The sequence below is a fragment of the Oricola indica genome, assembly GCF_019966595.1.
Classification (GTDB): domain Bacteria; phylum Pseudomonadota; class Alphaproteobacteria; order Rhizobiales; family Rhizobiaceae; genus Oricola; species Oricola indica.
In genome coordinates, this window is sequence record NZ_JAINFJ010000004.1 from 223,425 (window position 1) to 246,851 (window position 23,427).

At 63.6% G+C, this 23,427-nt stretch carries 25 protein-coding genes and 1 riboswitch; of the genes, 14 read left to right on the forward strand and 11 right to left on the reverse strand.

Annotated features, from left to right (window positions below; translation table 11 throughout):
• Positions 1–81: 81 nt before the first annotated feature.
• On the forward strand, positions 82–660 hold the full coding sequence (locus tag LC343_RS12705) for a GNAT family N-acetyltransferase (RefSeq protein ID WP_223477512.1): 579 nt from the start codon (positions 82–84) through the stop codon (positions 658–660).
• Between the two features lie 6 nt (positions 661–666).
• Here the strand turns inward: LC343_RS12705 and LC343_RS12710 are convergent, their stop codons facing one another.
• The 3 genes from LC343_RS12710 to LC343_RS12720 all read right to left on the reverse strand — a co-directional run bounded on the left by LC343_RS12710 (position 667) and on the right by LC343_RS12720 (position 3,655).
• Positions 667–1,080 (reverse strand): DUF2794 domain-containing protein, encoded by a 414-nt coding sequence (locus LC343_RS12710; protein ID WP_223477513.1) that lies wholly within the window; start codon positions 1,078–1,080, stop codon positions 667–669.
• 420 nt (positions 1,081–1,500) lie between these two features.
• The gene (locus LC343_RS12715) at positions 1,501–2,265 is read right to left on the reverse strand and encodes a DUF1223 domain-containing protein (protein ID WP_223477514.1); all 765 of its coding nucleotides are present in this window, start codon (positions 2,263–2,265) and stop codon (positions 1,501–1,503) included.
• Between the two features lie 121 nt (positions 2,266–2,386).
• Complete coding sequence (locus tag LC343_RS12720; RefSeq protein WP_223477515.1) at positions 2,387–3,655, reverse strand: D-amino acid dehydrogenase; 1,269 nt, start codon at positions 3,653–3,655, stop codon at positions 2,387–2,389.
• A 187-nt stretch (positions 3,656–3,842) separates the two neighbouring features.
• A riboswitch (glycine riboswitch) is annotated at positions 3,843–3,937 on the reverse strand.
• A 137-nt stretch (positions 3,938–4,074) separates the two neighbouring features.
• Here LC343_RS12720 and LC343_RS12725 point away from each other — a divergent pair.
• Together LC343_RS12725 and LC343_RS12730 are read left to right on the forward strand one after the other, a co-directional pair.
• A complete protein-coding gene (locus LC343_RS12725) occupies positions 4,075–5,295 on the forward strand; it encodes an NAD-dependent epimerase/dehydratase family protein (RefSeq protein ID WP_223477516.1) in 1,221 nt (406 codons plus the stop codon).
• Positions 5,296–5,413: 118 nt separating this feature from the next.
• Positions 5,414–5,827, forward strand: a complete 414-nt coding sequence (locus LC343_RS12730; protein ID WP_223477517.1) for a hypothetical protein — start codon at positions 5,414–5,416, stop codon at positions 5,825–5,827.
• Positions 5,828–5,833: 6 nt separating this feature from the next.
• On the opposite strand, the gene LC343_RS12735 is transcribed toward LC343_RS12730, so the two are convergent.
• A complete protein-coding gene (locus tag LC343_RS12735) occupies positions 5,834–6,394 on the reverse strand; it encodes an NUDIX domain-containing protein (RefSeq protein ID WP_223477518.1) in 561 nt (186 codons plus the stop codon).
• A gap of 77 nt (positions 6,395–6,471) precedes the next feature.
• Between LC343_RS12735 and LC343_RS12740 the strand changes: the two genes are divergently transcribed.
• Positions 6,472–7,299 (forward strand): glycosyltransferase, encoded by an 828-nt coding sequence (locus tag LC343_RS12740; RefSeq protein ID WP_223477519.1) that lies wholly within the window; start codon positions 6,472–6,474, stop codon positions 7,297–7,299.
• On the forward strand, positions 7,296–8,180 hold the full coding sequence (locus LC343_RS12745; protein WP_223477520.1) for an NAD-dependent epimerase/dehydratase family protein: 885 nt from the start codon (positions 7,296–7,298) through the stop codon (positions 8,178–8,180). The genes LC343_RS12740 and LC343_RS12745 overlap by 4 nt, the downstream gene beginning before the upstream one ends.
• A 39-nt stretch (positions 8,181–8,219) precedes the next feature.
• Here LC343_RS12745 and LC343_RS12750 read toward each other — a convergent pair whose 3' ends face one another.
• Positions 8,220–8,603 (reverse strand): VOC family protein, encoded by a 384-nt coding sequence (locus tag LC343_RS12750; RefSeq protein ID WP_223477521.1) that lies wholly within the window; start codon positions 8,601–8,603, stop codon positions 8,220–8,222.
• Between the two features lie 86 nt (positions 8,604–8,689).
• Here LC343_RS12750 and soxR point away from each other — a divergent pair, with 86 nt between their 5' ends.
• Complete coding sequence (gene soxR / locus LC343_RS12755; RefSeq protein ID WP_338018586.1) at positions 8,690–9,154, forward strand: redox-sensitive transcriptional activator SoxR; 465 nt, start codon at positions 8,690–8,692, stop codon at positions 9,152–9,154.
• A 241-nt stretch (positions 9,155–9,395) separates the two neighbouring features.
• Positions 9,396–11,093 (forward strand): alpha/beta hydrolase, encoded by a 1,698-nt coding sequence (locus LC343_RS12760; protein ID WP_223477522.1) that lies wholly within the window; start codon positions 9,396–9,398, stop codon positions 11,091–11,093.
• On the opposite strand, the gene LC343_RS12765 is transcribed toward LC343_RS12760, so the two are convergent.
• The 4 genes from LC343_RS12765 to LC343_RS12780 all read right to left on the reverse strand — a co-directional run bounded on the left by LC343_RS12765 (position 11,090) and on the right by LC343_RS12780 (position 14,911).
• Positions 11,090–11,458, reverse strand: coding sequence for a DUF779 domain-containing protein (locus tag LC343_RS12765; RefSeq protein ID WP_223477523.1), 369 nt, complete (start codon positions 11,456–11,458; stop codon positions 11,090–11,092). The two genes, LC343_RS12760 and LC343_RS12765, sit on opposite strands and share 4 nt — an antisense overlap.
• 67 nt (positions 11,459–11,525) lie before the next feature.
• On the reverse strand, positions 11,526–13,040 hold the full coding sequence (adh, locus tag LC343_RS12770; RefSeq protein WP_274384788.1) for an aldehyde dehydrogenase: 1,515 nt from the start codon (positions 13,038–13,040) through the stop codon (positions 11,526–11,528).
• Positions 13,041–13,177: 137 nt separating this feature from the next.
• Entirely contained in the window at positions 13,178–14,128 is a 951-nt protein-coding gene (locus LC343_RS12775; protein WP_223477525.1) for a GAF domain-containing protein, read from the reverse strand.
• 198 nt (positions 14,129–14,326) lie between these two features.
• Positions 14,327–14,911, reverse strand: a complete 585-nt coding sequence (locus tag LC343_RS12780) for a TetR/AcrR family transcriptional regulator (RefSeq protein ID WP_223477526.1) — start codon at positions 14,909–14,911, stop codon at positions 14,327–14,329.
• A gap of 108 nt (positions 14,912–15,019) precedes the next feature.
• Between LC343_RS12780 and LC343_RS12785 the strand changes: the two genes are divergently transcribed.
• On the forward strand, positions 15,020–16,015 hold the full coding sequence (locus LC343_RS12785) for an SDR family NAD(P)-dependent oxidoreductase (RefSeq protein WP_223477527.1): 996 nt from the start codon (positions 15,020–15,022) through the stop codon (positions 16,013–16,015).
• Between the two features lie 120 nt (positions 16,016–16,135).
• On the opposite strand, the gene LC343_RS12790 is transcribed toward LC343_RS12785, so the two are convergent.
• Entirely contained in the window at positions 16,136–16,783 is a 648-nt protein-coding gene (locus tag LC343_RS12790; protein WP_223477528.1) for a hypothetical protein, read from the reverse strand.
• Between the two features lie 145 nt (positions 16,784–16,928).
• Between LC343_RS12790 and LC343_RS12795 the strand changes: the two genes are divergently transcribed.
• Positions 16,929–17,111 (forward strand): GIY-YIG nuclease family protein, encoded by a 183-nt coding sequence (locus tag LC343_RS12795; RefSeq protein WP_223477529.1) that lies wholly within the window; start codon positions 16,929–16,931, stop codon positions 17,109–17,111.
• A 270-nt stretch (positions 17,112–17,381) separates the two neighbouring features.
• Here LC343_RS12795 and acnA read toward each other — a convergent pair whose 3' ends face one another.
• The gene (gene acnA / locus LC343_RS12800; protein ID WP_223477530.1) at positions 17,382–20,072 is read right to left on the reverse strand and encodes an aconitate hydratase AcnA; all 2,691 of its coding nucleotides are present in this window, start codon (positions 20,070–20,072) and stop codon (positions 17,382–17,384) included.
• 276 nt (positions 20,073–20,348) lie between these two features.
• On the opposite strand from acnA, the gene ccmA reads away from it, so the two are divergent.
• From ccmA to map, 5 genes are read left to right on the forward strand one after another with little or no spacing between them, the layout of a single operon-like run.
• Entirely contained in the window at positions 20,349–20,984 is a 636-nt protein-coding gene (gene ccmA / locus LC343_RS12805; RefSeq protein WP_338018587.1) for a heme ABC exporter ATP-binding protein CcmA, read from the forward strand.
• The gene (gene ccmB, locus LC343_RS12810; protein WP_223477531.1) at positions 20,981–21,646 is read left to right on the forward strand and encodes a heme exporter protein CcmB; all 666 of its coding nucleotides are present in this window, start codon (positions 20,981–20,983) and stop codon (positions 21,644–21,646) included. The genes ccmA and ccmB overlap by 4 nt, the downstream gene beginning before the upstream one ends.
• Positions 21,647–21,690: 44 nt before the next feature.
• Positions 21,691–22,473, forward strand: a complete 783-nt coding sequence (locus tag LC343_RS12815; protein ID WP_223477532.1) for a heme ABC transporter permease — start codon at positions 21,691–21,693, stop codon at positions 22,471–22,473.
• A 3-nt stretch (positions 22,474–22,476) separates the two neighbouring features.
• Positions 22,477–22,629 carry a heme exporter protein CcmD gene (gene ccmD, locus LC343_RS12820; protein WP_223477533.1) on the forward strand — a complete coding sequence of 51 codons (153 nt, stop codon included), beginning with the start codon at positions 22,477–22,479 and terminating at the stop codon, positions 22,627–22,629.
• Positions 22,630–22,669: 40 nt separating this feature from the next.
• Entirely contained in the window at positions 22,670–23,422 is a 753-nt protein-coding gene (gene map / locus LC343_RS12825; RefSeq protein ID WP_223477534.1) for a type I methionyl aminopeptidase, read from the forward strand.
• Positions 23,423–23,427 lie beyond the last annotated feature (5 nt).

Here is a 23,427-nt window from a genome sequence, read left to right on the forward strand (position 1 = left end):
GGCCTTCGGGCCGCCTTTTTCAATTGTGCGGCGCGCCGAAAACGGCTTCACTGGCGCGACAGCATCTCCAGGCCCGATTTCATGCCCGCCCTTTCGATCCGCGACGCGCGCCCCTCCGACATTCTCGCCATCACCGCCATTTACCGCGACGCCGTCCTCAACGGCACCGCCAGCTTCGAACTGGACCCGCCGGACGAGGCGGAAATGGCGAAACGCCAGGAAGCCGTTCTGGCGGGCGGCTATCCCTATATCGTCGCGGAAACGGATGAAGGCGGCATTGCCGGCTACGCCTACGCCAACGCCTTCCGGACCCGGCCGGCCTATCGCTGGGCGGTGGAGAATTCGGTCTATATCGACCCCGCACTGCAGGGAAAGGGCGCCGGCCGCGCGCTGATGATCGCCCTGCTCGACCGTGCGGAATCACTCGGCTTCCGGCAGGTGATAGCGGTCATCGGCGGCTCGGCGCATGTCGCCTCGATCCGCCTGCATGAAAGCCTCGGCTTCGAGATGATCGGCACCTTCAAGGGATCCGGCTTCAAGTTCGGCCGCTGGCTCGATACGGTTTTGATGCAGAAAGCGCTGAATGGCGGCGACACGACAGCGCCCGACGAGAACGCCTATCCGGGAACGCTCTATCGTCCGCCCGCGAACGCGCGCTGACCAAGATCAGTTCGAGGCGACGATTCGCAGCGGCTTGTCGAAGACCTTGAGCACATTTGCGAGATCCTGGCCGCGCTTCATCACCATGCCCGAGGCCGAAACGATGCTGTAGGCGCCCTGTCTGCGCGCCAGTTTCGGGTTTTTCTCGATGCGGTAAAGCGGACTTTCCGACGCCCGCCGGAAGACCGAGAATACTGCCCGGTCCTTCAGGCTGTCGATGGCGTAGTCGCGCCATTCGCCGGCGCCCACCATCAGGCTGTAGATTCTCAGGATCTGGTCCAGTTCGCGGCGGTCGAAACGGACTGTTTCGAAGGCCTGCCGGCCTGTCGCGGCCGTCGGGAGGGGAACCACCTTTTCGCCCCGATCCGTGCTCTCCTCCCGTAGCCGGACCGCGCCCTTTGATATTTCGTCCTCGGACATTCCTTCTCCCGCTGGTTCGTATGGGAAGTTTGCCGTGTTTTGGCGTGGTTGCAAGGGCGTGAACGAAAAATCGCATCACAGAACCGATTTCAAATCCTTAACAATTTCTTGCCGTTTCGCTCACAGTTTGGAACATCGTGTTCCGATCAGTGAATCCCTGACACCTTTTCGCCGCAGTTGAGACACAACTCGGCCCGGATTGCGGATGAATTTTTGGGTGTTGCCGATTGTGTTCCGCGACAAGTTTCGGGGAGCGCAACTAGCAAGGTAGGTGGCAGCCGGTTCACGGCGCTAGGCTTTGTCACCGAAGGACCGGTTCGGTTGAGGTATTGGAAACCTCTAGCCCCCCAGCCCCCCGATGCCACACCGCACCGGTCCGTACCTTGCTTTCGCGATCTGCCGATATTCGCTCAAAAAGCGTCAGGATGATTGGCGGGGAAGGATGGCTGCGCCTATGATCGCACCGGGACGGCCGCCTTTCGTGGTTTTCTGGAGCAGGACGGCGCAGCCATCGGCATTCTTGGCGGCAAGTTCCGACCGCGGAATATCCACCGTCATTGCCTCGCCCTCCCACATTCCAATGGTCTGGTAGTCGGTGACGGCATTGACGTAGGAAATCGTCTTGCCGGCATTCTCGCCGCGATCGATCGCGACATCGGCCTGCCGGACGAAATAGACCAGAACGAGATGGATCTTGTCGCCGCCGGTCGGCGCGCCCTCGGCGCTCACCCGCATGCGGTCGCCCATATCCTCGAATTTCAGTCCGACGGTCAGGCCGAGCCCGCGGTCCTTGTCGCGGGCCATCATCTCGGAAATTTCCCGGTAATGCCCGCCATTGGTATGCGACCGGCCATTGATGACCGCCTGCGGCGTGTAGACGCCACGACGGTTCAGCCCTTCGGCATATTCGTATTGTCGCCGTGTATTGGCGTCCGAACCCAGCGTGTCCTGCCAGCCGAGATAATCCCAATAGTCGACATGGTAGCCCAGGGCGACCACATCATCGCGCGCCGCGAACTTGGCGAGCGCCAAATCGGCGGGCGGACAGGAATTGCAGCCCTGGCTGGTGAAGAGCTCGACGACGCCGAGCGGCTTCTGCACGCTTTCATCCGCCTGCGGCGCGGCCGCCGGAGACAGTGCCAGAAGACTTGCGGCAATTGCCGTTATCGCGAAAGTCCGTTTCACCGAATGCCACCCATTCCCTTCATGACCCCGAGAATAGGCGCTCACCGGTTCAACAGAAAGTCACGTTAGGGTGACAAATGCCCGCCGAACGGTGTCCGGCGGGCTGAAATGCGGCTTTGCGCTATTCGGCGGCGACCAGAACCGGACGGAAGAACGGCGCGCGGCCTTCGCTCGGAAGGTCGTTTCCGATGACGTCCGCCACCGCCTCGGCGGTCGCGGCCGACAAGGTCCATCCGAGATGGCCGTGACCGGTGTTGTAGAACACGCGCGGCGCACGGCCACGTCCGAAACGCGGCATCATGTTCGGCATCATCGGCCGCAAGCCGGCCCACGGCACGACATTTTCCGTGCTCACGCCGGGAAACATCGTTTCGCACCACTGCGTCAGCGGGCGAATCCGGTCAGCGCGAATGTCGCGGTTCTCGCCCGTGAATTCGGCGGTTCCGGCGATGCGAAGGCGGTTGGCGCCGAGCCGGCTGGTGACGATCTTGGCGTCGTCGTCGAGCAGGCTGATCCACGGCGCGGCGGCGCGGCTCTCGGCCTCGTCGAGATTGACGGTGATCGAGTATCCCTTGACCGGATAGATGTTGACGCGGTCGCCCAGTTGCGCGGCGAATGCCCGGCTGGCGATGCCGGCGGCGATCACGATGCCGTCGAAGCGTTCCTCATGACGTTCACCGCCCTGTTCGAACCACACGGTCACGCCGTCGGGATCGCGCTGGAGACGCGTCACCGACGCCCCACCGACGAAACGCCCGCCGGACCGTCCGACCGCGTCCGAGAGACCCGTCGCGAATTTGTGGATATCGCCGGTCGAATCGGTCTCGGTGTAGAAGCCGCCATGGAAATCGCCGGTCAGCGCCGGTTCCATCCGCCGCATCTCGTTCGGCGAAACGGGAAGCCGATCGAGACCCGCCTGCGCGTAGAGCTGCGAGACCTTGGCCGCGTGATCGAAACCCTTGCGATCGCGATAGACATGCAGGATGCCGCGCTTTTCGCGGTCGAACTCGATGCCGGCCTCCTGCGCCATCCGCTCCATATGGCCACGCGCGGCCAGGGCGAGACGCACCGTTTCCATCGTGTTGCGCTCATAGTGCGGAATGCTGGCGATGAATTCGGCGACCCACGACAGTTTGTGCCAGCCGGGCTTCGGGTCGAACAGAAGCGGCGCATCCTTGCGCATCATCCACTTCAGACCCTTGAGCACCGTCGACCAGTGGGTCCACACTTCGGCATTGGACGCCGAAAGCTGGCCGCCATTGGCGAAGCTTGTTTCCATCGCCGCGTAACGCTGGCGGTCGAACAGGGTAACGTCGTAGCCGCGGCGGATCAGCGACCATGCGGAAGTCGTTCCGGCAATGCCGGCGCCAATGACTGCTATTCGGGTCATGTCGGTTCCTCTCAGATGACCATGGCGAACCGGCGCTTCGCGCGCTTTTTCGGTTCACACCCCATCTGTCAGGAACCTGAGAGCTTTGCCCGGGGCTCCGCCATATTTGGCTGGATGCCGCTGGCCGGACCGTCCGGCTCGGGCTTTCTCCTTCGGTGGGCGGCAAGCCGCCACTCTCCAGATTGTTGCCGATCGCACGGTCCTTCTGCCTGAGAGTTTCCGGGGCGGTTGCTCCTTCGGCGCCGGCTCCTGTGTGGACCCGGTCTCTCCCGTGCGATACTTGGTCGCCGCATATCCCAAAACACGCGCCTTCGCAACGAAATCCTGTTAAAGGCGGAGAAATGTGACAGCCGCTTTTCATTTCTGTCACAAAACGCTTTTATCAGGCATCAACGACGTCAGGAATCAGGAAGATACCCATGAAAATCGCAGTTCTCGGCGGCGACGGCTTCGTCGGCTGGCCGACCGCGCTCCATCTCAGCGACCAGGGCCATGAAGTCCATATCGTCGATAACCTGTCGCGTCGCTGGATCGATACCGAACTGGGCGTTCAGTCCCTGACGCCGATGGACTCCATCCAGGAGCGCACGCGCATCTGGCATGAAGAAACCGGCCGCAAGATCCATTTCCACCTGATCGACCTCGCCCGCGACTACGAGGTGTTCAAGCAGTGGCTCGTCGAACACAAGCCCGACGCGATCATCCATTTCGCCGAACAGCGCGCCGCGCCCTATTCGATGAAATCCGACCGCCACAAGAACTACACGGTCAACAACAACGTCAACGCGACGCACAACGTGCTGAACGCGCTGGTCGAGACCGGCGTTGACGCGCATCTCGTCCATCTCGGCACGATGGGCGTCTATGGCTACTCGACCATCGGGGCCGCGATTCCGGAAGGCTACCTGCCGGTCGGCATCGAGACGCTGGAAGGCGACACGGTCTCCCAGGAGATCCTCTACCCGTCCAATCCGGGTTCGATCTACCACATGACGAAGTGCCTCGATCAATTGCTGTTCCAGTTCTACGCCAAGAATGACGGGCTGCGCATCACCGACCTGCACCAGGGCATCGTCTGGGGCACCCATACCGAGCAGACCCGCAAGCACCCGCAGCTCATTAACCGCTTCGACTATGACGGCGACTACGGCACGGTGCTCAACCGCTTCCTCATCCAGGCCGCCATCGACTATCCGCTGACGGTGCACGGGACCGGCGGCCAGACCCGCGCCTTCATCCACATCCAGGATTCGGTGCGTTGCATCGAGATCGCGCTGAACAATCCGCCGAAGGCCGGCGAAAAGGTGGAAATCTTCAACCAGATGACAGAGACCCACCGGGTCCGCGACCTGGCCGAGATGATCTCCAAGATGACCGGTGCGAAAGTCGCCTACCTGCCCAACCCGCGCAAGGAGGCCGCCGAGAACGACCTGATCGTGAAGAACGACAAGTTCCTCGGTCTCGGCCTCGACCCGATCACGCTGGAGGAAGGGCTGCTCGACGAAGTCGTCGACGTCGCCAAAAAATTCGCCTACCGCGTCGACCGCAGCCGCGTACCCGCCGTGTCCGCATGGACCAAGGATATCGCCAAGACGGTCGAGAAGGATCCCGAAGGCAAGCGCCTCAAGTCGGTTTCCTGATTGCGGCCCAGTTCCTCGCGATATCCCTGATATGCGGACCTCCGGGCCATAGGCCCGGAGGTCTTTTTCGTGTTAGCCTTCCGTAGCGTGACCAGTCGCGCACCGGGAGGGGACAGACATGAAAACGGTTTCAATCGCGCTCTTCGCGCTGGCAACGCTGGGAACTTTCGCCTTCGCGCTGAAGCTCCTGTTGGCGAAAACCTATTTTCCCTATCATCAGCAAGTTACCGGCAAGGCCTGGCAGGATCTCGACCCGGGCGTGCGCACTGTCATCGGTGCTTTCATGCGCCTGTTCGGCGGCGCGCTGATGGCGGCAGCCGGCACGACCGCATGGATGCTCTGGCTATATGCCACGGGTGTCGCCATTCCGGCCCCGCTCGTCGCGCTCCCGGGCCTCGTGATCGGGCTTGTAACACTCGGCGTGACGACCACGCTGTTCGCCAGTGGCGGCACGAAGGCGCCGCGCGGTCAGGTTGCGATTCTGGTCGGGATCACGATTGTTGCAGTCATCGCCGGATTGCTGGCGAACTGACCCGGATCAGAACACCTCAGGACGGCGCAACCGCAACGCCTGCAGCAGGAAAACGGTCTTCATGTCGCAGATTTCACCGCTGGCCGCCTGCCGGACGGCTTCGGCAGCCGGCATCTCGACGACCTCGATTTCCTCATGCTCGTCTTCCGCGCCGCCGCCCGCGGCCACCCTGTCGGCTGCGCCATATGGGGCGAGATAGAGATGCATCTTCTCTGTCGCGCAGCCCGGCATCGTCCACAGCGCGCCCGCCGGCTCAAGATCGGAGAGCCTGAGCCCCGTTTCCTCCATCGCCTCGCGCCGCGCGGCATCGGCGGGGTCCTCGCCATCGGTGACACCCGCTGGCGCTTCCAGCAGCAGCGCGTCCGCGCCGACGAAGAGCGGCCCGGCGCGGGGCTGGCGCACCAGCGTGACGACCCGGCGCTCCGGATCGTAGGGCAGCACGCAGGTCGCGTCGCCATGATCCTCGACCTGTCGGGGATGCTCGGATCCGTCCGGACTTTTCATCGTCACCAGATGAAACCGGCCCCAGCCGTCGTGAATGGTCTTGATATTGTCGATCACATGCACTGAAACGTCTCCCGGTAGCGGCCTTCATTGAACACATTCACCGCCACCCGCCAACAGGGACCGCCAGCAGGATCGTCATGACCGCCAACGCCGAACGAAACGCCTATGTCACGCTCGTCACCAATCGCGACTACGCCGATGCCGCGATCGCGCTGGTCCGCTCCATCGCGCTGACCGGCACAAAGGCGGATATCGTCGTGCTGCATACCGGCGCGGTCGATGCGAAGGGTCTCGAACCCCTGAAGGCGCTCGGCGCGCGCTGCATCGAGGCGGAACTGCTCGACACCTCGCCTGAGTTCAACGCCCGCCACCAGCGCGACCGGCTGCATGCGGACGCGCCCTTCACCAAGGGCAACAAGCCGGCCTTCCACACCCCGCTCGACAATTTCGCCAAGCTGCGGCTCTGGGAACTCGAACAATACGACAATTGCGTCTTCATCGACGCCGACGCCATCGTGGTCCGCAATATCGACCGGCTGTTCGCCTATCCGGAATTTTCCGCGGCGCCGAATGTCTACGAGGGGCTTGGCGACTTCCACCGGCTGAATTCCGGTGTTTTCACCGCAAAACCCTCGAAGGCAACCTTTGCCGCGATGATGCAGCGGCTCGACCGGCCGGACATCTTCTGGCGACGCACCGACCAGACCTTCCTGCAGGATTTCTTTCCGCAATGGCACGGCCTGCCGGTCTTCGACAACATGCTGCAATATGTCTGGTTCAACATGCCGGAATTGTGGGACTGGAAATCCGTCCATGTCGTCCACTACCAGTATGAAAAGCCCTGGCAGGCCGATCATCCGAAACGCGCGCAATTGCGGCCCCTGATCGATCTCTGGCAGGCATATCGCACCGGCGAGAACATCCCGGATATCGACACGCTCGCCAATCCGGCCTCGCCCGAATGAACGTCCTCGTCACCGGCGGAACCGGCTATGCCGGCCGTTTCATCGTCGAAGCCTTGCTGGCGGGTGGGCACACCGTCACCGTGATGGGCAGGACAAGACCCGACGATGGGTTCTTTTCGGCCCCTGTGGATTTCATCGCGGGCGATCTCGACCCTGAAAACGCCTCGCCCGGACTGTTCGAGGGCGCCGACGGTTTCGTCCACGCCGCTTTTCATCATGTGCCGGGGAAATTCCGTGGCGGCGAGGGAGACGATCCGGAGACCTTTCGTCGGCTCAATGTCGAGGGATCGCTGGCGCTTTTCGAGGCCGCGAGGCAGGCGGGGGTCGGCCGCGCCGTCTTCCTATCGAGCCGGGCGATCTACGGGACGCAGCCGCCCGGCGCGGGATTGACCGAGGAGACCGAACCGCATCCGGACACGCTCTACGGAGCGGTGAAACTGGATGTCGAGAACGCGCTGCGACAAATGGCGGATGATGATTTCCTGCCCGCCTCGCTGCGCGTCACCGGGATTTACGGCCCCGCCGGACCGGGCCGGGCACACAAATGGGCGGGGTTGTTTGCCGACTACGAAGCCGGCATCGACATCGCGCCGCGCGTCGGCACCGAGGTCCATGGCGATGACATGGCAAGAGCCGTACGGCTGATGCTGGAGGAGGACGGAAACGCGATCCGCGCCGCCTCGCCGAGCCTCGTCTTCAACGTCTCGGACCTCCTTCTGGACCGCAGAGAGTTGCTCGCCAGCTACTCGCAAGCTGCGGGCATCGACCGTCCGCTCCCTCGCCCCTCCGACGCCTCCGCCTACAACGCGATGGACTGCTCGCGGCTGAAAGCGCTCGGCTGGACGCCAAGACAGACGCTCGATCTCGGCGAATTGGTCTGAAGAGCGCCGGCTGCTCTTCCCGCACGCAGGCGAGAGAACTCACGCGTAGCTCACCACCTCGAACTCGATACCGTCCTCATCGTCGAAATAGAAGCGGCGGCCGGGCTCGTAGTCGGCATGGTTGTATGGCGCGTATCCCATCGCCTTGACCTTTGCCTCCACCGCGTCGAGATCGTCCACGGTAACGCCGATATGGTTGAGGCCGCCGCGTGTGAAATAGCTTTCCGCGGCCGGGTCTCCCGGCGTGCCCTTGGCGTAAACGGCGAGATAGCTGTCCTCCGCGCCGACATGCACGGTGAAGCCTTCATACTTGGCGCTCCCCTTCCAGCGGATTTTCCAGTCGAACAGCTCGCACAGGCGCTGCGCGGTTTTCTCCGGGTCGGAAACGGTAATGTTGACATGCTCGAGAGCCGCCTGGGCCATGATTTTCTCCATATCGGGATTTCGGATTTGCACTGTTTACGATCTCAAGTTAACTTGAGGTCAAGCTATTTTTCAGAGGAGTTATCATGACCCTGAAAGCGACCGACCGCCTGCCGATCGGCGAGCTGGCGCGACGCACCGGCATCGCGGTCTCCGCTATCCGTTACTACGAGGATCAGGGCCTTGTCGTATCGGAGCGCAATACCGGCGGACAGCGGCGCTTCCTGCGCTCCGACATCCGTCGCCTCTCCTTCATCCTGATCGCCCAGCAATTCGGTTTCACCTTGCCGCAGATCAGGGAGGTGCTGGACAGGCTGCCGAACGGCCGGACCCCCAACAAGGCGGATTGGACCCGGATCGGCGAGACATTCCGCGCTGAACTCGACCGCAAGATCGAGACGTTGACCGAGCTGCGCAAACGGCTCGACAAATGCGTCGGATGCGGTTGCCTCTCGCTGACCGACTGCACGCTCTACAATCCGCAGGACCGCGCCGCGAACAAAGGCGCCGGCCCGAGATACCTGATAGGAGACAAGCCCGAGGATCTGTGAAGCGGCGGGCCGGGTGGGACAAGGGTGGGAGCCGTTCCCTGGGCCCGGCGGGAAACCGGGAAAACCTGACCGGTGCCCTGTACCACCACGCCCGGTTGACGCGGCCCGCCGCTCTCTTTCGAAAACGCGGACGGGCATGCATCGTTCCGCGCATGCCTTGTCCGCTTGAAACCCATGCATCACAATCGCGGTTGCGCGCTTGGCTGAGGGAAAATCCAACCGGCGACATCACGGGGAAACCATGGCCGAAAAGGACTATCATCCGATTCGCGAGACACCGATTCCGGTGCTGCCGCTCTCTGTCGGGCTCGTGTTCTTCGCGGCTGCCCTGACCCCTTCCCTCATTCCCCGCGAATGGCTCCTCGAAGGTGTGCTTGCGGGCCTGGTCGCGGGCATCGGCTATATGGTCGGGCGCCTGTCGCTGACGGTGTGGCGTCTGATGGAACTGCCGCTGCCCCGAGGCCGGTTGGCCACGGCCGGCGATGCGATCGTTCTTCTCCCCGCTGCGAGCCTTGCGCTCTGGAATCTGCTCCGCGCCGCCGACTGGCAAAATTCGGTGCGCGTCCGCGTCGGCATGGAAGCAACCGATGAGGCTCATACGCTGCGCCTGTTCCTTCTCGCGACGGCGGTTTTCCTTCTCTGCCTGTTGATCGGGTTTCTTGTGCGCCGTCTCTACGACCTGGTCCGCAACCGGCTGGACAGGGTGATGCGCAGGCGCACGGCCAATGTTCTTGGCCTCGTCGCAGTCGCCCTGATCCTGATCGTGGTGACCCGCGACGGCATCACCCCCGCGCTGATGAATTTCGCCGACGATTCCTACGAGGCCGCGCAGGACCTCTTCGACCCGCAGCGCCCGCCGCCCTCCGATCCGCGCATCGCCGGCAGTGTCGCCTCGCTCGTCGATTGGGGCGCGATGGGCAAGCCGGGCCGCGACTTCGTGTTGAACGGTCCCGACGCCGGCGACATCGGCGCCTTCACCGGCGAGGCGGCGAAAATGCCGATCCGCGTCTATGTCGGACGCGCCCAGGCGGACACGCCGGAGGAACGGGCCCGCATCGCGCTTGACGAGATGAAACGCGTCGGCGCGTTCGAACGCGAAATCCTGGTGGTTTCCAGCCCGACCGGCACGGGCTGGCTCGACCCGGGCGCGCATGACACGATCGAATATATGCATGGCGGCGATGTCGCGACGGTCGCCGTGCAGTATTCCTACCTGCAATCGCCACTCGCCCTGGTCTTCGACACCGCCTCCGGCCTCGATCAGGCCACTGCGACGATGGACGCGATCTACCGCTACTGGACAACGCTCCCTGCCGAAACCCGGCCGAAATTCTACATCCACGGCATCAGCCTCGGTGCATGGAGCTCCATGTACGCCTTCGACATCTTCCAGATGGTCAACGACCCGATCGACGGCGCGCTGTGGTCCGGCCCGCCCTTCACCTCGGACCTGTGGCGGCGCGCGGTCGCGCGGCGCGATCCCGGTTCGCCCTTCGTCCTTCCTCGGGTCGGGAACGGCGAACTGTTCCGCTTCGCCTCGCAATATGCGCAACCCGGCGAGAACGGCGACCAATGGGGGCGCATGCGCATCGTCTTCCTGCAATACGCCTCCGACCCGATCGTTTTCTTCGACCGGAACGCCTTGTTGAACCGGCCCGTCTGGATGCGTGAACCGCCGGCACCGGATGTTTCTCCGGAGCTGAGCTTCATGCCCGTCGTGACGCAGTTCCAGTTGGCCTTCGACATGGCCGTCTCGAAACATCTGCCGCTGGGCTATGGGCACAACTACGTGGTGGACGACTATATCGACAGTTGGGCCGAGGTTGCGCCGCCGGATGGCTGGTCGCCGGCGCAGTCGGCGCGGCTGAAGGCGTGGTGCGGCCCGCCTTCGAAATTTGGCTGCCGCGCCGCCGAAAAGGCGCTGCCCGCCGGGAGCTAGGCCATTTCCAGCGCCGCCAGTTCTTCTTGCGTAAAGACCCGCGCACGGGCGAGGAAACGCTTCTCGCGCCCATTGTCGAGCGAGAACATGCCGCCGCGTCCTGGCACCACGTCGAGGATCAGCTGCGTGTGTTTCCAGGCAGCGAATTGCGGACCGGATATATAGACCGCGACGCCGTCGATCTCGCCAAGCTTCACGTCGCTCGCGCCGACACGAAAATCGGCCGCCGGGTAACACATTGGCGAGGAACCGTCGCAGCATCCGCCGGACTGGTGGAAAATGATCTCCGGGTGTTCCTGCCGGATGTCCGCAATCAGCTGCCGAGCCGCGTCCGTCGCCTCGACCCGGTTGGGGTGTTTCGTCATGTCCGCCGCCTCCTGCTGACGAAAAGGGGCCCCCGCAGGGGCCCCGGGCTTCTTTGGGAGGAGAAGGTCAGAAGAAGCCGAGCTTGTTCGGATTGTAGCTGACCAGCATGTTCTTGGTCTGCTGATAGTGGTCGAGCATCATCTTGTGGGTCTCGCGGCCGATACCCGACTGCTTGTAACCGCCGAAGGCCGCATGCGCCGGGTAGGAATGATAGTTGTTGACCCAGACCCGGCCCGCCTGGATGTGGCGGCCGAAGCGGTAGCAGGTGTTCTGGTCGCGCGACCAGACGCCAGCCCCGAGGCCGTAAAGCGTGTCATTGGCGATTTCGAGCGCCTCGTTCTCGTCCTTGAAGGTCGTGACCGAAACCACCGGCCCGAAGATCTCCTCCTGGAAGACGCGCATCTTGTTGTGGCCGCGCAGGATCGTCGGCTTGATGTAATAGCCACCCGACAGGTCGCCGCCGAGATCCGCCGCCTCGCCGCCGATCAGGACTTCGGCGCCTTCCTGACGACCGATGTCGAAATAGGAGAGAATCTTTTCCTTCTGCTCGGAGCTCGCCTGCGCGCCGATCATCGTCTCGGCAATGCGCGGATCGCCCTGGATGATCGCCGCGGTGCGGGCGATGGCGCGCTCCATGAAGGCGTCGTAGATATCCTCGTGAATGAGCGCGCGCGACGGGCAGGTGCAGACCTCGCCCTGATTGAGCGCAAAGAGGACGAAACCCTCGATCGCCTTGTCGAAAAAGGCGTCATCCTCCGCCATCACGTCCTTGAAGAAGATGTTCGGTGACTTGCCGCCCAGTTCCAGCGTGACCGGGATGATGTTCTCGGTGGCGTATTGCATGATCAGCCGGCCCGTCGAGGTCTCGCCGGTAAAGGCGATCTTGGCGATGCGCGGCGACGACGCCAGCGGCTTGCCCGCCTCGAGGCCGAAGCCGTTGACGATATTGAGCACGCCCGCCGGCAGGATATCCGCGATCAGCTCGGCCAGGACCATGATGGTGGCCGGCGTCTGCTCGGCCGGCTTCATGACGACGCAATTGCCGGCAGCGATCGCCGGCGCCAGCTTCCAGGCGGCCATCAGAACCGGGAAGTTCCACGGAATGATCTGCCCGACCACACCGAGCGGTTCGTGAAAATGATAGGCGACCGTATCATTGTCGATCTCGCCCATCGTGCCTTCCTGCACGCGCACGGCGGAAGCGAAATAGCGAAAATGATCGATCGCCAGCGGGATGTCGGCGGCCATGGTCTCGCGGATCGGCTTGCCATTGTCCCAGGTCTCGCAGGTGGCGAGCAGTTCGGCGTTCTCTTCCATCACGTCGGCAATCTTGAGAAGCGCCTGGGCACGGTTGGCGGGCGAAGTGCGACCCCAAGCATCCTTGGCGGCATGCGCCGCGTCGAGCGCCAAATCGATATCGGCGGCGTCGGAGCGCGCGATCTCGCAGATCACCTGACCGGTGACCGGCGTGGTGTTTTCGAAATACCGGCCGTTGACCGGGGCGACAAACCTGCCGCCGATGAAATTGTCGTAGCGCTGCTTGAAGGGCGAGACGTGCTGGCCCGCTTCGGGTTTGGTCATGACATTCATGGATTTTCTCCTCCTGGGCCGGACCGTTCCGGCATGCGGAACCGTTAGAACGGAAAAGGCCGGGCGGTCAGCCCGGCCGGAGACGGAGAAGAAGGAGACTGTCTCACCGTTGAGACAGTTCGCGCAGGTCAGTCGAGATCGAGGCGGTTCAGGCGGCGATAGAGGGTGGCCCGGCTGATGCCGAGCGCCTTGGCTGCCTGCGAGTGATTGCCGCCGGCACGCGCCAGCGCACGTTTCAAAGCCGCGCGCTCCGCCCGCTCGAAACCGGTAGCCTCGCCGGTCCGGCCGAGAAGATCGGATGCGGGCTGCTGCCGGATCGTCTCCTCGGACCCGAGCCCGAAGGCGCGCCGTGCCGCATGGGTCGCGCCAATGACGATGTCGTCCTCATCGACCGCCAGAAGCAGCGCATCGCTCGCATTCGCCTCGGAGGTCACGATGATGCGGGCGCCGGGAAAGGCGGCCCGGAAATTGTCCTGCTCGATCTGGCGCGCGGTCTGGGCGACCTGCGCCGCGATCAGCCGCGAGAAAGCCTCGGTCTGGTCGGCGCGGCAGGACGACACGTCGAGCGCACCGATCAGCCGTCCATCGGCGCCATAGATCGGCGCATCCATGCAGCTCATCGCGGTGTTGCGCGCGAAGAAATGATCGGAACGGTGGATCACAACCTGCCGGCGCTCCGTGAGGCAGGTGCCGATGCCGTTCGTGCCCTCGGCCGCCTCGCTCCACACCGCACCGGCGCAAAGACCCCAGTCGTCGAAGGTCTCCGCATCGCCGGAACCGGCGCGCTGGTCGAGCACGACCCCATCGACATCGGTGAGCAGGACGCAGCAGCCGGAATTGCCGACGAGACCGAACAGCTGGTCGAGCCGGGGCGCGGCGATGGTCATCAGCCGGTCCACCGCGGACCGGCGCATATTGAGCGCTGATTCATCGACCCGGTCCGGCGCGCGTTGATTGGATGGATCGAGCCCGTGATTGACGAGCGATCGCCGCCATGACGCGGCCAGCGGCGAGACGGCCGCTGCGGATGAAGACCGCGCTGCCTCGATGACCATGTCAATATGATTTGCCTGCGCCACTGGGGCTCCTCCCGAACCAATAGCCCGAAAAGAGTAGCACCGGGCGCCACCGCGTCAAACCAGCCAATGGTCGGAGAAGACGGCGATACGCCGCGACCGGCGAAACTGTCTCACCCATGAGACAGTTTCCGGGAAAATTCCTCCAGCGGCCCGATCGAACGAAACGTCGATGCGACCAAGATGCGATCTCGGCTTCCCCTAAGCGCGAAAGCCGAAGTCGGGCACGACATCGAGGACGCCAAGCGCTTTCGTGGCGTCCTTGTCCAGTTTCCCCGCGAGGAGAAGCTGCGCGAAGCCGTGAACGAGGCTCCACGACATGATCTGCGCGCGCAATTCGGCGTCGGGCGCGCCAGCCTTGTCCCAGTCGAGATTCATTGACGCCTCGCGCAGGATCTCGAAACATGCGCCGACCCCGGCCTTGAGCGCCGGATCATCACGGGTCGTCCGGCCGCTCGAATACATCAGTTCGAAAAGGGCCGGCTGCGCCCTGGCGAAATCGACATAGCCTTCAAAGGCGGCGTTGCGCACCTCATGCCGGGTCGGGTTCTCCGGAAGCCCCCGCCGCATATGCTCGGCGAGCTGTTCGTAACCGCGCGCGGCAATGGCGGTCAGAAGCCCGTTCATGTTGCCGAAATGGTTTTTCGGCGCGGTATGGCTGACGCCCACGCGCGCCGCGCATGTGCGAAGCGACAGATCGGAGAGCCCGGACTCCGACAGGATTTCCAGCCCCGCCTCGATCAGCGCCTCTTTCAGATTGCCATGATGGTATTTTTTATCGCGCAATATCAGTGCCTTAAATGTTGATTGTTTCCGCTGTAAATATAGCCTTGACTCACGGCCACGTCCACGGCAGATAATATATACACTGGAAACATTTGATCGGACCGGACGATGCCCGCGCATGAAACGCCTCCCACGCGATACTACCACGATCTCGTCCGCGGCTTCCCGCCGATGACCGGCAAGACGGTATTCATCACCGGCTGCACATCGGGCACCGGGCTGGTTTTGGCGAAGACCTGCGGCAAACTGGGCGCGCGCGTCGTCATGCTGAACCGCCCGTCCGAACGCGCCGACAGGGCGTTGAATCAGCTCGTCGACGCCGGCGCGGACGCCGTCCTCGTCCCCTGTGACCTGACCAGTTTCGACAGCGTGCGTGCCGCCGGCGCGATGTTGCGCGAGCGCTTCGCGGACAGCGGCTGCGACGTGCTGTGCAACAATGCCGGCGTGATGGGCCTGCCGGATCAGGCGACCGGCGACGGGTTCGACGTGCAGATGCAGGCCAACCATCTGTCGCATTTCCTGCTGACGCACGAGGTCTGGCCGCTTCTGGAGAAAGCCGCCGAATTGCACGGTGAGGCGCGAGTCGTCAATCACAGTTCCGGCGCGCGCGGCAAACCGGGCCAGGAGCTGTTCGCGAAGTATCTGCAAAAGAACGGCGGCAGTCTCGGCGGTGACGGCTTTCCGGGCCTGGCGAAATGGGCGCGCTACCGACAGACCAAGCTCGCCAATCTTCTGTTCACCTATGCGCTGCACGAGCGCGCCAATGCGCGCTCCGGCAACCGGGTAAAGAGCCTCTGCGCCCATCCCGGCCCCACCGACAGCGGCTTGCAGGCCAAGACCACCAAGGCGGGCGGCACGGGACTGTTCGACCGCTACATTCTCGCCCGAACGCTGAAGGCGGCGCATTCCGTCGAGGACGGCGCGGCGGGCATCACCCGCTGCTGCTGCGAACAAGGCGTCGAAAGCGGCGCCTTCTACGGCCCCGAAGGCCGCGGCCAAGGCGGCCCGGCGAAGCTGTTGCCGCCGGAGCGGAACCCGGAGAGCGAGGCGCTGCTTTGGAAGGAGAGCCTTGCGGCAACGGGGATCGTCGATTTTTTCGGGTAAGGCCACTCGATACGCTTCGCGCTAGCTTCGTCTTCCTGAGCGCGTTCGAAAGACGTGCGTGATCGTCTCCGCGCTTCGCTTCCAAAGCGGGATCGGGGCAGTCTGGCCGTGCCCCCGGTCTCATGAGGAATTCGGCGCCTTGAGCGCGCTGAGCGCCAGCGAATGACACTCGCGCAGCACGTCATCGATCTCTTGATTCGCCCGCTTGCAATAACCGGGCGGTCGGCCGGCGCGGAGTATTTTCCGGTGGTACAGCCCTGAAGCCAAGCGCGCCTGCCGGCGGGCAAGGCGCAGGGCCTGTCCGTCGAGATCGTCGAGCGCATGTTTCAGCGCCACGAGGCGGCGGCAAAGCGGGCGGGCATCCACTTCCTCGTCTGCGTCCGCAAGCTCGAACCCGTCCTGCGGGAAGGGACGCAGGCCCTCCCAGCGCAGCTTGTCGAAGCGGCGCGGCGGATCGGCAAGGGGAAATGCGGGAGGTTGCGGTTTGGCGACTTTCGGGGCGGCGGCTGTCGGCTTTCGTCCGGCGCGGGGTTTCGGGAGATCGACGGCGATGCCCCGCGCGGCGATGACGATCAGCCGCCGGACGGCGGCTTCGGCCGGGCGCAACAGACGCACGATCCGCCGCCAGACCCGGCGCGGCACCGCATCCGCACCGCCCTCGTCCAGCCCCGCCATGAAGAACAGCGCCACGACGATGCGCAGGAGGGCATCGCGGTTGCGGATGATTGCAAGAGTCCAGTCGAAGGTGTTTCCTTGCGCGGTCATCATTCGGCAAGGGTAGAAGAGACGGCGTCGCGGTGGATAAGTATGGTGGCAGAAGAATTGCGCATCTCTGCGATGATACTCCGCACGGCATCTCACCCTCCGTCATCCTCGGGCTTGACCCGAGGACCCATTCCGTGAAGCTCGAACCATGGGCGGCTACGTCTATATTCTCGCGAGCAAGAAGGGCGGCACGATCGATATCAGTGTGACCGCCGACCTGTCGCAACGCGTCTTCGATCACAAGGACCGCATCAACAAAAAGAGCTTCACCTCGACCTACGGCGCGGTGCGTCTCGCCTGGTACGAGCTTTATCGCGGAATGGGGTGGTGATCGTTCTTCGATGCCATGCGCGATGGCGGCATCACGGAATGGGTCCTCGGATCAAGTCCGAGGATGACGTTCTATGATTTGACATCGCGGCTAATCGCCGAGACCGAGCGAAATGCCGCCAGTAGCACTCTAATTCATCGCCTCACGTGAGACACGTGCGGCGTATAAGACACTGAATACAAAGCTAAAATATTGATTCTCCCAGTAATGCAAACCCGCCGGACCTCTCGGCCCGGCGGGTTCGTCATGTCCAGCAATGCGCCTTACGGCTTACGCCGCCAGATCGCGCAGCACCGTCTGCAGGATGCCGCCATTGTTGAGGTAGCCGATCTCGTCCGCCGTATCGACGCGGCAGATCAGCGGGACGTCCTTGGTCTCGCCGTCGGCATAGGTGATCTTGGCGATCACTTTCTGGCGCGGCTTGACGGTTTCGAGGCCCTCGATGGTGACCGTCTCGTCGCCCTTGAGGCCGAGCGACTGCCACGACGTGCCTTCCTCGAGGACGAAGGGAACGACGCCCATGCCGACGAGGTTGGAGCGGTGGATGCGCTCGTAGGACTGCGCGATGACCGCCTTGACGCCGAGCAGGTTGGTGCCCTTTGCCGCCCAGTCGCGCGACGAGCCGTTGCCGTATTCGCCGCCGGCGAAGATGACCAGCGGACGGCCTTCTTCCTTGTACTTCATGGCGGCGTCGTAGATCGGCATTTCCTCCTTGGAGGGATAATGGATCGTGTAGCCGCCCTCGCGCCCGTTTTCGCCCAGCATGTGGTTGCGGATACGGATATTGGCGAAGGTGCCGCGCATCATCACCTCATGGTTGCCGCGCCGCGTGCCGTACTGGTTGAAGTCGGCGACGCCGACGCCGTGATCCATCAGATAGGCGCCCGCCGGGGACTGCGCCTTGATCGACCCGGCCGGAGAGATGTGGTCGGTGGTGATCTTGTCGCCGAAGAGACCGAGGATGCGGGCATCCTTGATGTCCGAGATCTCGCCGGCGGACTTGCCCATGCCGACGAAGTAGGGCGGGTTCTGCACATAGGTCGAATCGTCGTCCCAGGTGTAGGTCTGGCCGGTCGGCGCCTGCACCGCCTGCCAGTTCTCGTCGCCCTTGAACACGTCGGCGTATTTCTTCTCGAAGATTTCGCGCGTGACGTATTTGGCGATGAACTCCTGGATCTCGACATTGGAGGGCCAGATGTCCTTCAGGAAGACGTCGTTGCCGTCTTTGTCCTGGCCGATCGGCTCCTTGGAGAGGTCGATATTGACCGTGCCGGCCAGCGCATAGGCGACGACCAGCGGCGGCGAGGCGAGGTAGTTCGCCTGCACGTCGGGCGAAATGCGGCCCTCGAAGTTGCGGTTGCCGGAAAGAACGCCGGCGGCAATCAGGCCCTTGTCGTTGATGGTCTTGGAGATCGGCGCGTTGAGCGGGCCGGAATTGCCGATGCAGGTCGTGCAGCCGAAGCCGACGAGGTTGAAGCCGATCTGGTCGAGCTCCTTCTGCAGGCCGGAATTCTCCAGATACTCCGCGACGACCTGCGAGCCGGGCGCCAGCGAGGTCTTGACCCACGGCTTCTGCTTGAGGCCGAGCTCATTGGCCTTCTTGGCGAGAAGCCCGGCGCCGATCAGCACCGACGGGTTCGACGTGTTGGTGCAGGACGTGATGGCCGCGATGGCGACATCGCCATTGCCCAGATCGTAGTCCTCGCCCTCGACGGCGTAACGCTTGTCGAGTTCGGCCGGGTTCTTCTTGTATTCGGCCTCGAAGGCTTCGCGGAATTTCGCGCCAACGGTTTCCAGCGCCTGGCGGCCTTCCGGACGCTTCGGACCGGCCATCGACGGCACGACGTCGCCGAGATCGAGTTCCAGCGTGTCGGTGAAGACCGGATGCTCGGAACCGGTTTCGCGGAACATGCCCTGCTCTTTCGCGTAAGCCTCGACCAGCTCGATGCGGTCAGCCTTGCGGCCGGTCATGTTCAGGTAGTTCAGCGTTTCCGAATCGATCGGGAAGAAGCCGCAGGTCGCGCCATATTCCGGACCCATATTGCCGATGGTCGCGGCGTCGGCCAGCGTCAGGTGATCGAGACCGTCGCCGAAGAACTCGACGAACTTGCCGACCACGCCCTTCTGGCGCAGCATCTGCACGACAGTCAGCACGAGGTCGGTGGCGGTGACACCTTCCTTCATCTTGCCGGTCAGCTTGAAGCCGATGACTTCCGGCAACAGCATGGAGATCGGCTGGCCGAGCATCGCGGCCTCGGCCTCGATGCCGCCCACACCCCAGCCGAGAACGCCGAGGCCGTTGATCATCGTGGTGTGCGAATCGGTGCCGACGCAGGTGTCCGGATAGGCGACCGTCTCGCCGCCGTCTTCCTTGGTCCAGACGGTCTGGCCGAGATATTCGAGGTTCACCTGGTGGCAGATGCCGGTGCCGGGCGGCACGACGCGGAAGTTCTCGAAGGCCTGCTGGCCCCATTTGAGGAAGCGGTAGCGTTCCCCGTTGCGCTCATATTCCTTCTCCACATTGTGGGCGAAGGCGAGCGGCGTGCCGAATTCGTCGACGATCACCGAGTGGTCGATGACGAGATCGACGGGCACCAGCGGGTTGATCTTCTTCGGGTCGCCGCCGAGCGACACCATCGCGTCGCGCATCGCGGCCAGATCGACGACGGCGGGAACGCCGGTGAAGTCCTGCATCAGCACGCGCGCCGGGCGATAGGCGATTTCGTAGCCGGCAGAGCCCTTGTCGTTCAGCCAGTTGGCGACGGCCTGGATATCGGCCTTCTTGACCGAATTGCCGTCCTCGTTGCGCAGCAGGTTCTCAAGCAGAACCTTCATCGAATAGGGCAAACGGGAAATGCCTTCGAGGCCGTTCTTCTCGGCTTCGGCGAGGCTGTAATAAACGTATTCCTTGCCGCCGACATTCAGGGTCTTGCGGCATTTGAAGCTGTCGATATTGGACACGGGAATTCACCTTTCGAGTTCGGGTTGCCTTGCAAGGGACGAACTCTTCCGCATGCGCATGATAACGCCACCCGAGAAGATGCGGGTGCGGCCATTTCCGCTGTCCGTCCCTGCCAGACCACACGAAGAGGCCCGACAATCAGGTCGGCTCAATAAGTTTCAACACCGGCCGCTGGTGCACTGCGAAATCGATATAGATCAGTTTTTTGAACGATTCCAGAGCGGCGGGGGGCAAAAAAGCGCGGGTTATTGCCTGTGTGGCGCAAACCATGCGACATGCCCGGCGAAACAGGGGAAACCATGAAGCTCGTCGTCACCGATCTTGCCGCGGATCGCGGTTCCGGACCGATCTTCGAAGCGATAACCTTCGCGTTGCAGGACGGCGAGGGGCTGCTGGTGACCGGGCCGAACGGCGCGGGCAAATCGACGCTGATCCGCGCCATTGCCGGCCTGTTGCGTCCCTCCGCGGGAACGGCCGAGATCGAGGGCGCTACGGAGGACTGGCCGGACGTGCCGTCGGCCTCGCATTATCTCGGACCGATCAACGCGATGAAGCCGGCGCTCACCGTCTTCGAGAATCTCTCCTTCTGGCAAACCTTCTGCGGCCGGCCGGCGCTCGGTGTCGACGAGGCGCTGGAGCGAATCGGGCTGGAGCACACGCGTGACCTGCCGTTTTCCTATCTCTCGACCGGCCAGCGTCGCCGGGTCTCCATCGCCAAGCTGCTGATCAGCCACAGGCCCGTCTGGCTGCTCGACGAACCAACCTCCGGCCTCGACGCGGCATCCGAACTGCATTTCGCCGAACTGGTGCGCGAGCACATGGAAACGGGCGGCATCGTTGCGGCGGCCACGCATCTGCCGATCCGGGTCGAGGGCATGAAGGAACTGAAATTCGGCGGGGTGGCGGCATGACCGCTCTCATCCTGCGCGATATCCGGCTCGGCTTGCGTGCCGGCGGCGGAATGCTGATCGGCATCCTGTTCTTTCTCGCGGTCATCGCCGTGGTGCCGTTCGGCGTCGGGCCGGACCTGAACCTGCTCGGACGCATCGGCCCGGCGATCCTGTGGATCGGGGCGCTGCTTGCCTCGCTGCTCGGTCTCGACCGGCTGTTTCAGGCCGACCGCGAGGACGGATCGCTCGACATTCTGATCCTGCAAGGCCACGAACACCCGCTGGCGCTGACCGTCTTCGCCAAATGCGTCGCCCACTGGCTGACGACAGGACTGCCGCTCGTGATCGTCTCGCCCGCGCTCGGCCTGCTGATGAACATGCAGCCGGCAGCGATCCTGGCGACCTCCGCGACGCTGCTCGCCGGCACGCCGGCCATCACCTTCATCGGCGCGACCGGCGCTGCGCTGGCCGTCGCCCTGCCGCGCGGTGGATTGCTCGTCTCGGTGATGGTCCTGCCCTTCGTCATCCCCGTCCTTATTTTCGGCGTGATGGCCGCCTACGGAGCGGTGGAAAACCCGGCGCCCTTCACGCAGCCCTTCCTGCTGATGTGCGCCCTGACCCTGTTCTTTTCGGTTCTGGGGCCCTTCGCGGCCGGCGCCGCGCTGAAGGCAAGCTCGGATTGATCGGGTCAATTGCACAGCAGGCCCGTTCACATTAAGTAACGCGCATGAATGACACGACCGCACAGGCCCGCTTCAGTTTCACCGCCCTCGCCAATCCGACGCGGTATCTTTCCTATTCCGGGAAGATCCTGCCGTGGCTCGGCGGGTTGAGCGCGTTGTTGCTCATTGTCGGCCTCTACATGGCCTTCACCGCGCCCGAGGATTACCAGCAGGGCATTACGGTGCGCATCATGTATGTGCATGTGCCCGCCGCATGGCTGGCGATGATGGGCTATATGGTGATGGCCGTTTCGGCGCTCGGAACGCTGATCTGGCGTCATCCGCTGGCCGATGTCTCGATCAAGGCCGCCGCGCCGATCGGCGCTGCCTTCACCTTCCTGGCGCTTGCCACCGGCTCGCTCTGGGGCAAACCGATGTGGGGCACATGGTGGGTCTGGGATGCGCGGCTGACGTCGATGTTCGTGCTGTTCCTGATGTATCTCGGCGTCATCGCGCTGCAGCGCGCCATGGACGATCCGGTCAAGGCGGCGCGTCCGGTGGCGATCCTCGTCCTGATCGGCACGGTCAACATTCCGATCATCAAGTTCTCGGTCGACTGGTGGAACACGCTGCACCAGCCCGCCGCCGTCTTCCGCATGGATGGCCCGACGATCGACCCGAGCCTGCTGTGGCCGCTGCTGATCATGGCGGTCGGCTTCACGGCCTTGTTCTTCTTCCTGCACATGGTGGCGATGCGCACGGAGATCTGGCGCCGCCGTATAGCCTCGATGCGCCGCGCCAGCGCGCGCGAACAACGGTCGACAGCCCGGCCTGTGCTGGCGGAGTAGTCCATGACTCACGAGCAATATGTTTTCGTCTCCTATGCCCTGACCGCCGTCGTTCTCGGCGGCATCGGACTGTGGCTCTGGATGGACCGCCGCGGCCGCCTCGCCGAACTCAAGCGGCTGGAAGAGGCCGGCGTGCGCCGCCGCTCCGAAGGCTGACAGCCGGGCCGCCAAGCGCCCCGCCGGCACAGGAACCGACATGACGATCACGCAAGAAGACGAACTCATCGGCCTGAAGGAAATCGGCCGCATCGTTGCCAATGCCGTCGAGGCGATGAGCACCGCGCTCGAGCCGGGCATGACGACCGCCGAACTCGACGCGATCGGCCGCAAGGTCATGGAAGACGAAGGCGCGCAGCCCGCGCCGGAACTCTGCTACGGATTTCCCGGCGCCACCTGCATCAGCGTGAACGAGGAAATCGCCCACGGCATTCCCGGGGACCGGACGATCCGCAAGGGCGACCTCGTCAATTTCGACGTCTCGGCGGAAAAGGACGGCTTCTTCGCCGATACCGGCGCGTCATTCGCGGTCCCGCCCGTGTCGAAGGCGGTTCTGAAACTGTGCCGGGACGGAAAGCGCGCCATGTGGGCGGGCATCCGGACGGTGGCGACCGACAGGCCGCTCGCCGATATCGGCAATGCGGTCGGCGATTTCGCGCGCAAGAATCGCTATACCCTCGTGAAGAATCTCGCGAGCCATGGCGTTGGCCGATCCCTGCACGAGGAACCGGGTGAAATCGCCACATGGCCCGACCGGTCCGAACGCCGGCGGATGACCGAGGGGCTGGTCTTCACGATCGAGCCCTTCCTGTCCATGGGCGCGGAATGGGCGGACGATACCGATGACGACCCGTGGACGCTGTTCAGCGCACCGCGCGCGCCGACCGTGCAATATGAACACACCATCGTCACCACCAGGAACGGACCGATCGTCGTGACGCTTCCGGGCTGACGCGA

What these genes read in the sequence shown, in the direction of transcription:
- LC343_RS12790 (WP_223477528.1), bottom strand. Translation starts at nt 16,783, where the DNA reads ATGATGACCGCGCAAGGAAACACCTTCGACTGGACTCTTGCAATCATC.
- LC343_RS12795 (WP_223477529.1), top strand. Translation starts at nt 16,929, where the DNA reads ATGGGCGGCTACGTCTATATTCTCGCGAGCAAGAAGGGCGGCACGATC.
- ccmD (WP_223477533.1), top strand. Translation starts at nt 22,477, where the DNA reads ATGACTCACGAGCAATATGTTTTCGTCTCCTATGCCCTGACCGCCGTC.
- LC343_RS12720 (WP_223477515.1), bottom strand. Translation starts at nt 3,655, where the DNA reads ATGACCCGAATAGCAGTCATTGGCGCCGGCATTGCCGGAACGACTTCC.
- LC343_RS12815 (WP_223477532.1), top strand. Translation starts at nt 21,691, where the DNA reads ATGAATGACACGACCGCACAGGCCCGCTTCAGTTTCACCGCCCTCGCC.
- LC343_RS12785 (WP_223477527.1), top strand. Translation starts at nt 15,020, where the DNA reads ATGCCCGCGCATGAAACGCCTCCCACGCGATACTACCACGATCTCGTC.
- map (WP_223477534.1), top strand. Translation starts at nt 22,670, where the DNA reads ATGACGATCACGCAAGAAGACGAACTCATCGGCCTGAAGGAAATCGGC.
- LC343_RS12730 (WP_223477517.1), top strand. Translation starts at nt 5,414, where the DNA reads ATGAAAACGGTTTCAATCGCGCTCTTCGCGCTGGCAACGCTGGGAACT.
- ccmA (WP_338018587.1), top strand. Translation starts at nt 20,349, where the DNA reads ATGCCCGGCGAAACAGGGGAAACCATGAAGCTCGTCGTCACCGATCTT.
- soxR (WP_338018586.1), top strand. Translation starts at nt 8,690, where the DNA reads ATGACCCTGAAAGCGACCGACCGCCTGCCGATCGGCGAGCTGGCGCGA.
- adh (WP_274384788.1), bottom strand. Translation starts at nt 13,040, where the DNA reads ATGACCAAACCCGAAGCGGGCCAGCACGTCTCGCCCTTCAAGCAGCGC.
- LC343_RS12750 (WP_223477521.1), bottom strand. Translation starts at nt 8,603, where the DNA reads ATGGCCCAGGCGGCTCTCGAGCATGTCAACATTACCGTTTCCGACCCG.
- LC343_RS12725 (WP_223477516.1), top strand. Translation starts at nt 4,075, where the DNA reads ATGAAAATCGCAGTTCTCGGCGGCGACGGCTTCGTCGGCTGGCCGACC.
- LC343_RS12740 (WP_223477519.1), top strand. Translation starts at nt 6,472, where the DNA reads ATGACCGCCAACGCCGAACGAAACGCCTATGTCACGCTCGTCACCAAT.
- LC343_RS12705 (WP_223477512.1), top strand. Translation starts at nt 82, where the DNA reads ATGCCCGCCCTTTCGATCCGCGACGCGCGCCCCTCCGACATTCTCGCC.
- LC343_RS12745 (WP_223477520.1), top strand. Translation starts at nt 7,296, where the DNA reads ATGAACGTCCTCGTCACCGGCGGAACCGGCTATGCCGGCCGTTTCATC.
- LC343_RS12760 (WP_223477522.1), top strand. Translation starts at nt 9,396, where the DNA reads ATGGCCGAAAAGGACTATCATCCGATTCGCGAGACACCGATTCCGGTG.
- LC343_RS12765 (WP_223477523.1), bottom strand. Translation starts at nt 11,458, where the DNA reads ATGACGAAACACCCCAACCGGGTCGAGGCGACGGACGCGGCTCGGCAG.
- ccmB (WP_223477531.1), top strand. Translation starts at nt 20,981, where the DNA reads ATGACCGCTCTCATCCTGCGCGATATCCGGCTCGGCTTGCGTGCCGGC.
- LC343_RS12710 (WP_223477513.1), bottom strand. Translation starts at nt 1,080, where the DNA reads ATGTCCGAGGACGAAATATCAAAGGGCGCGGTCCGGCTACGGGAGGAG.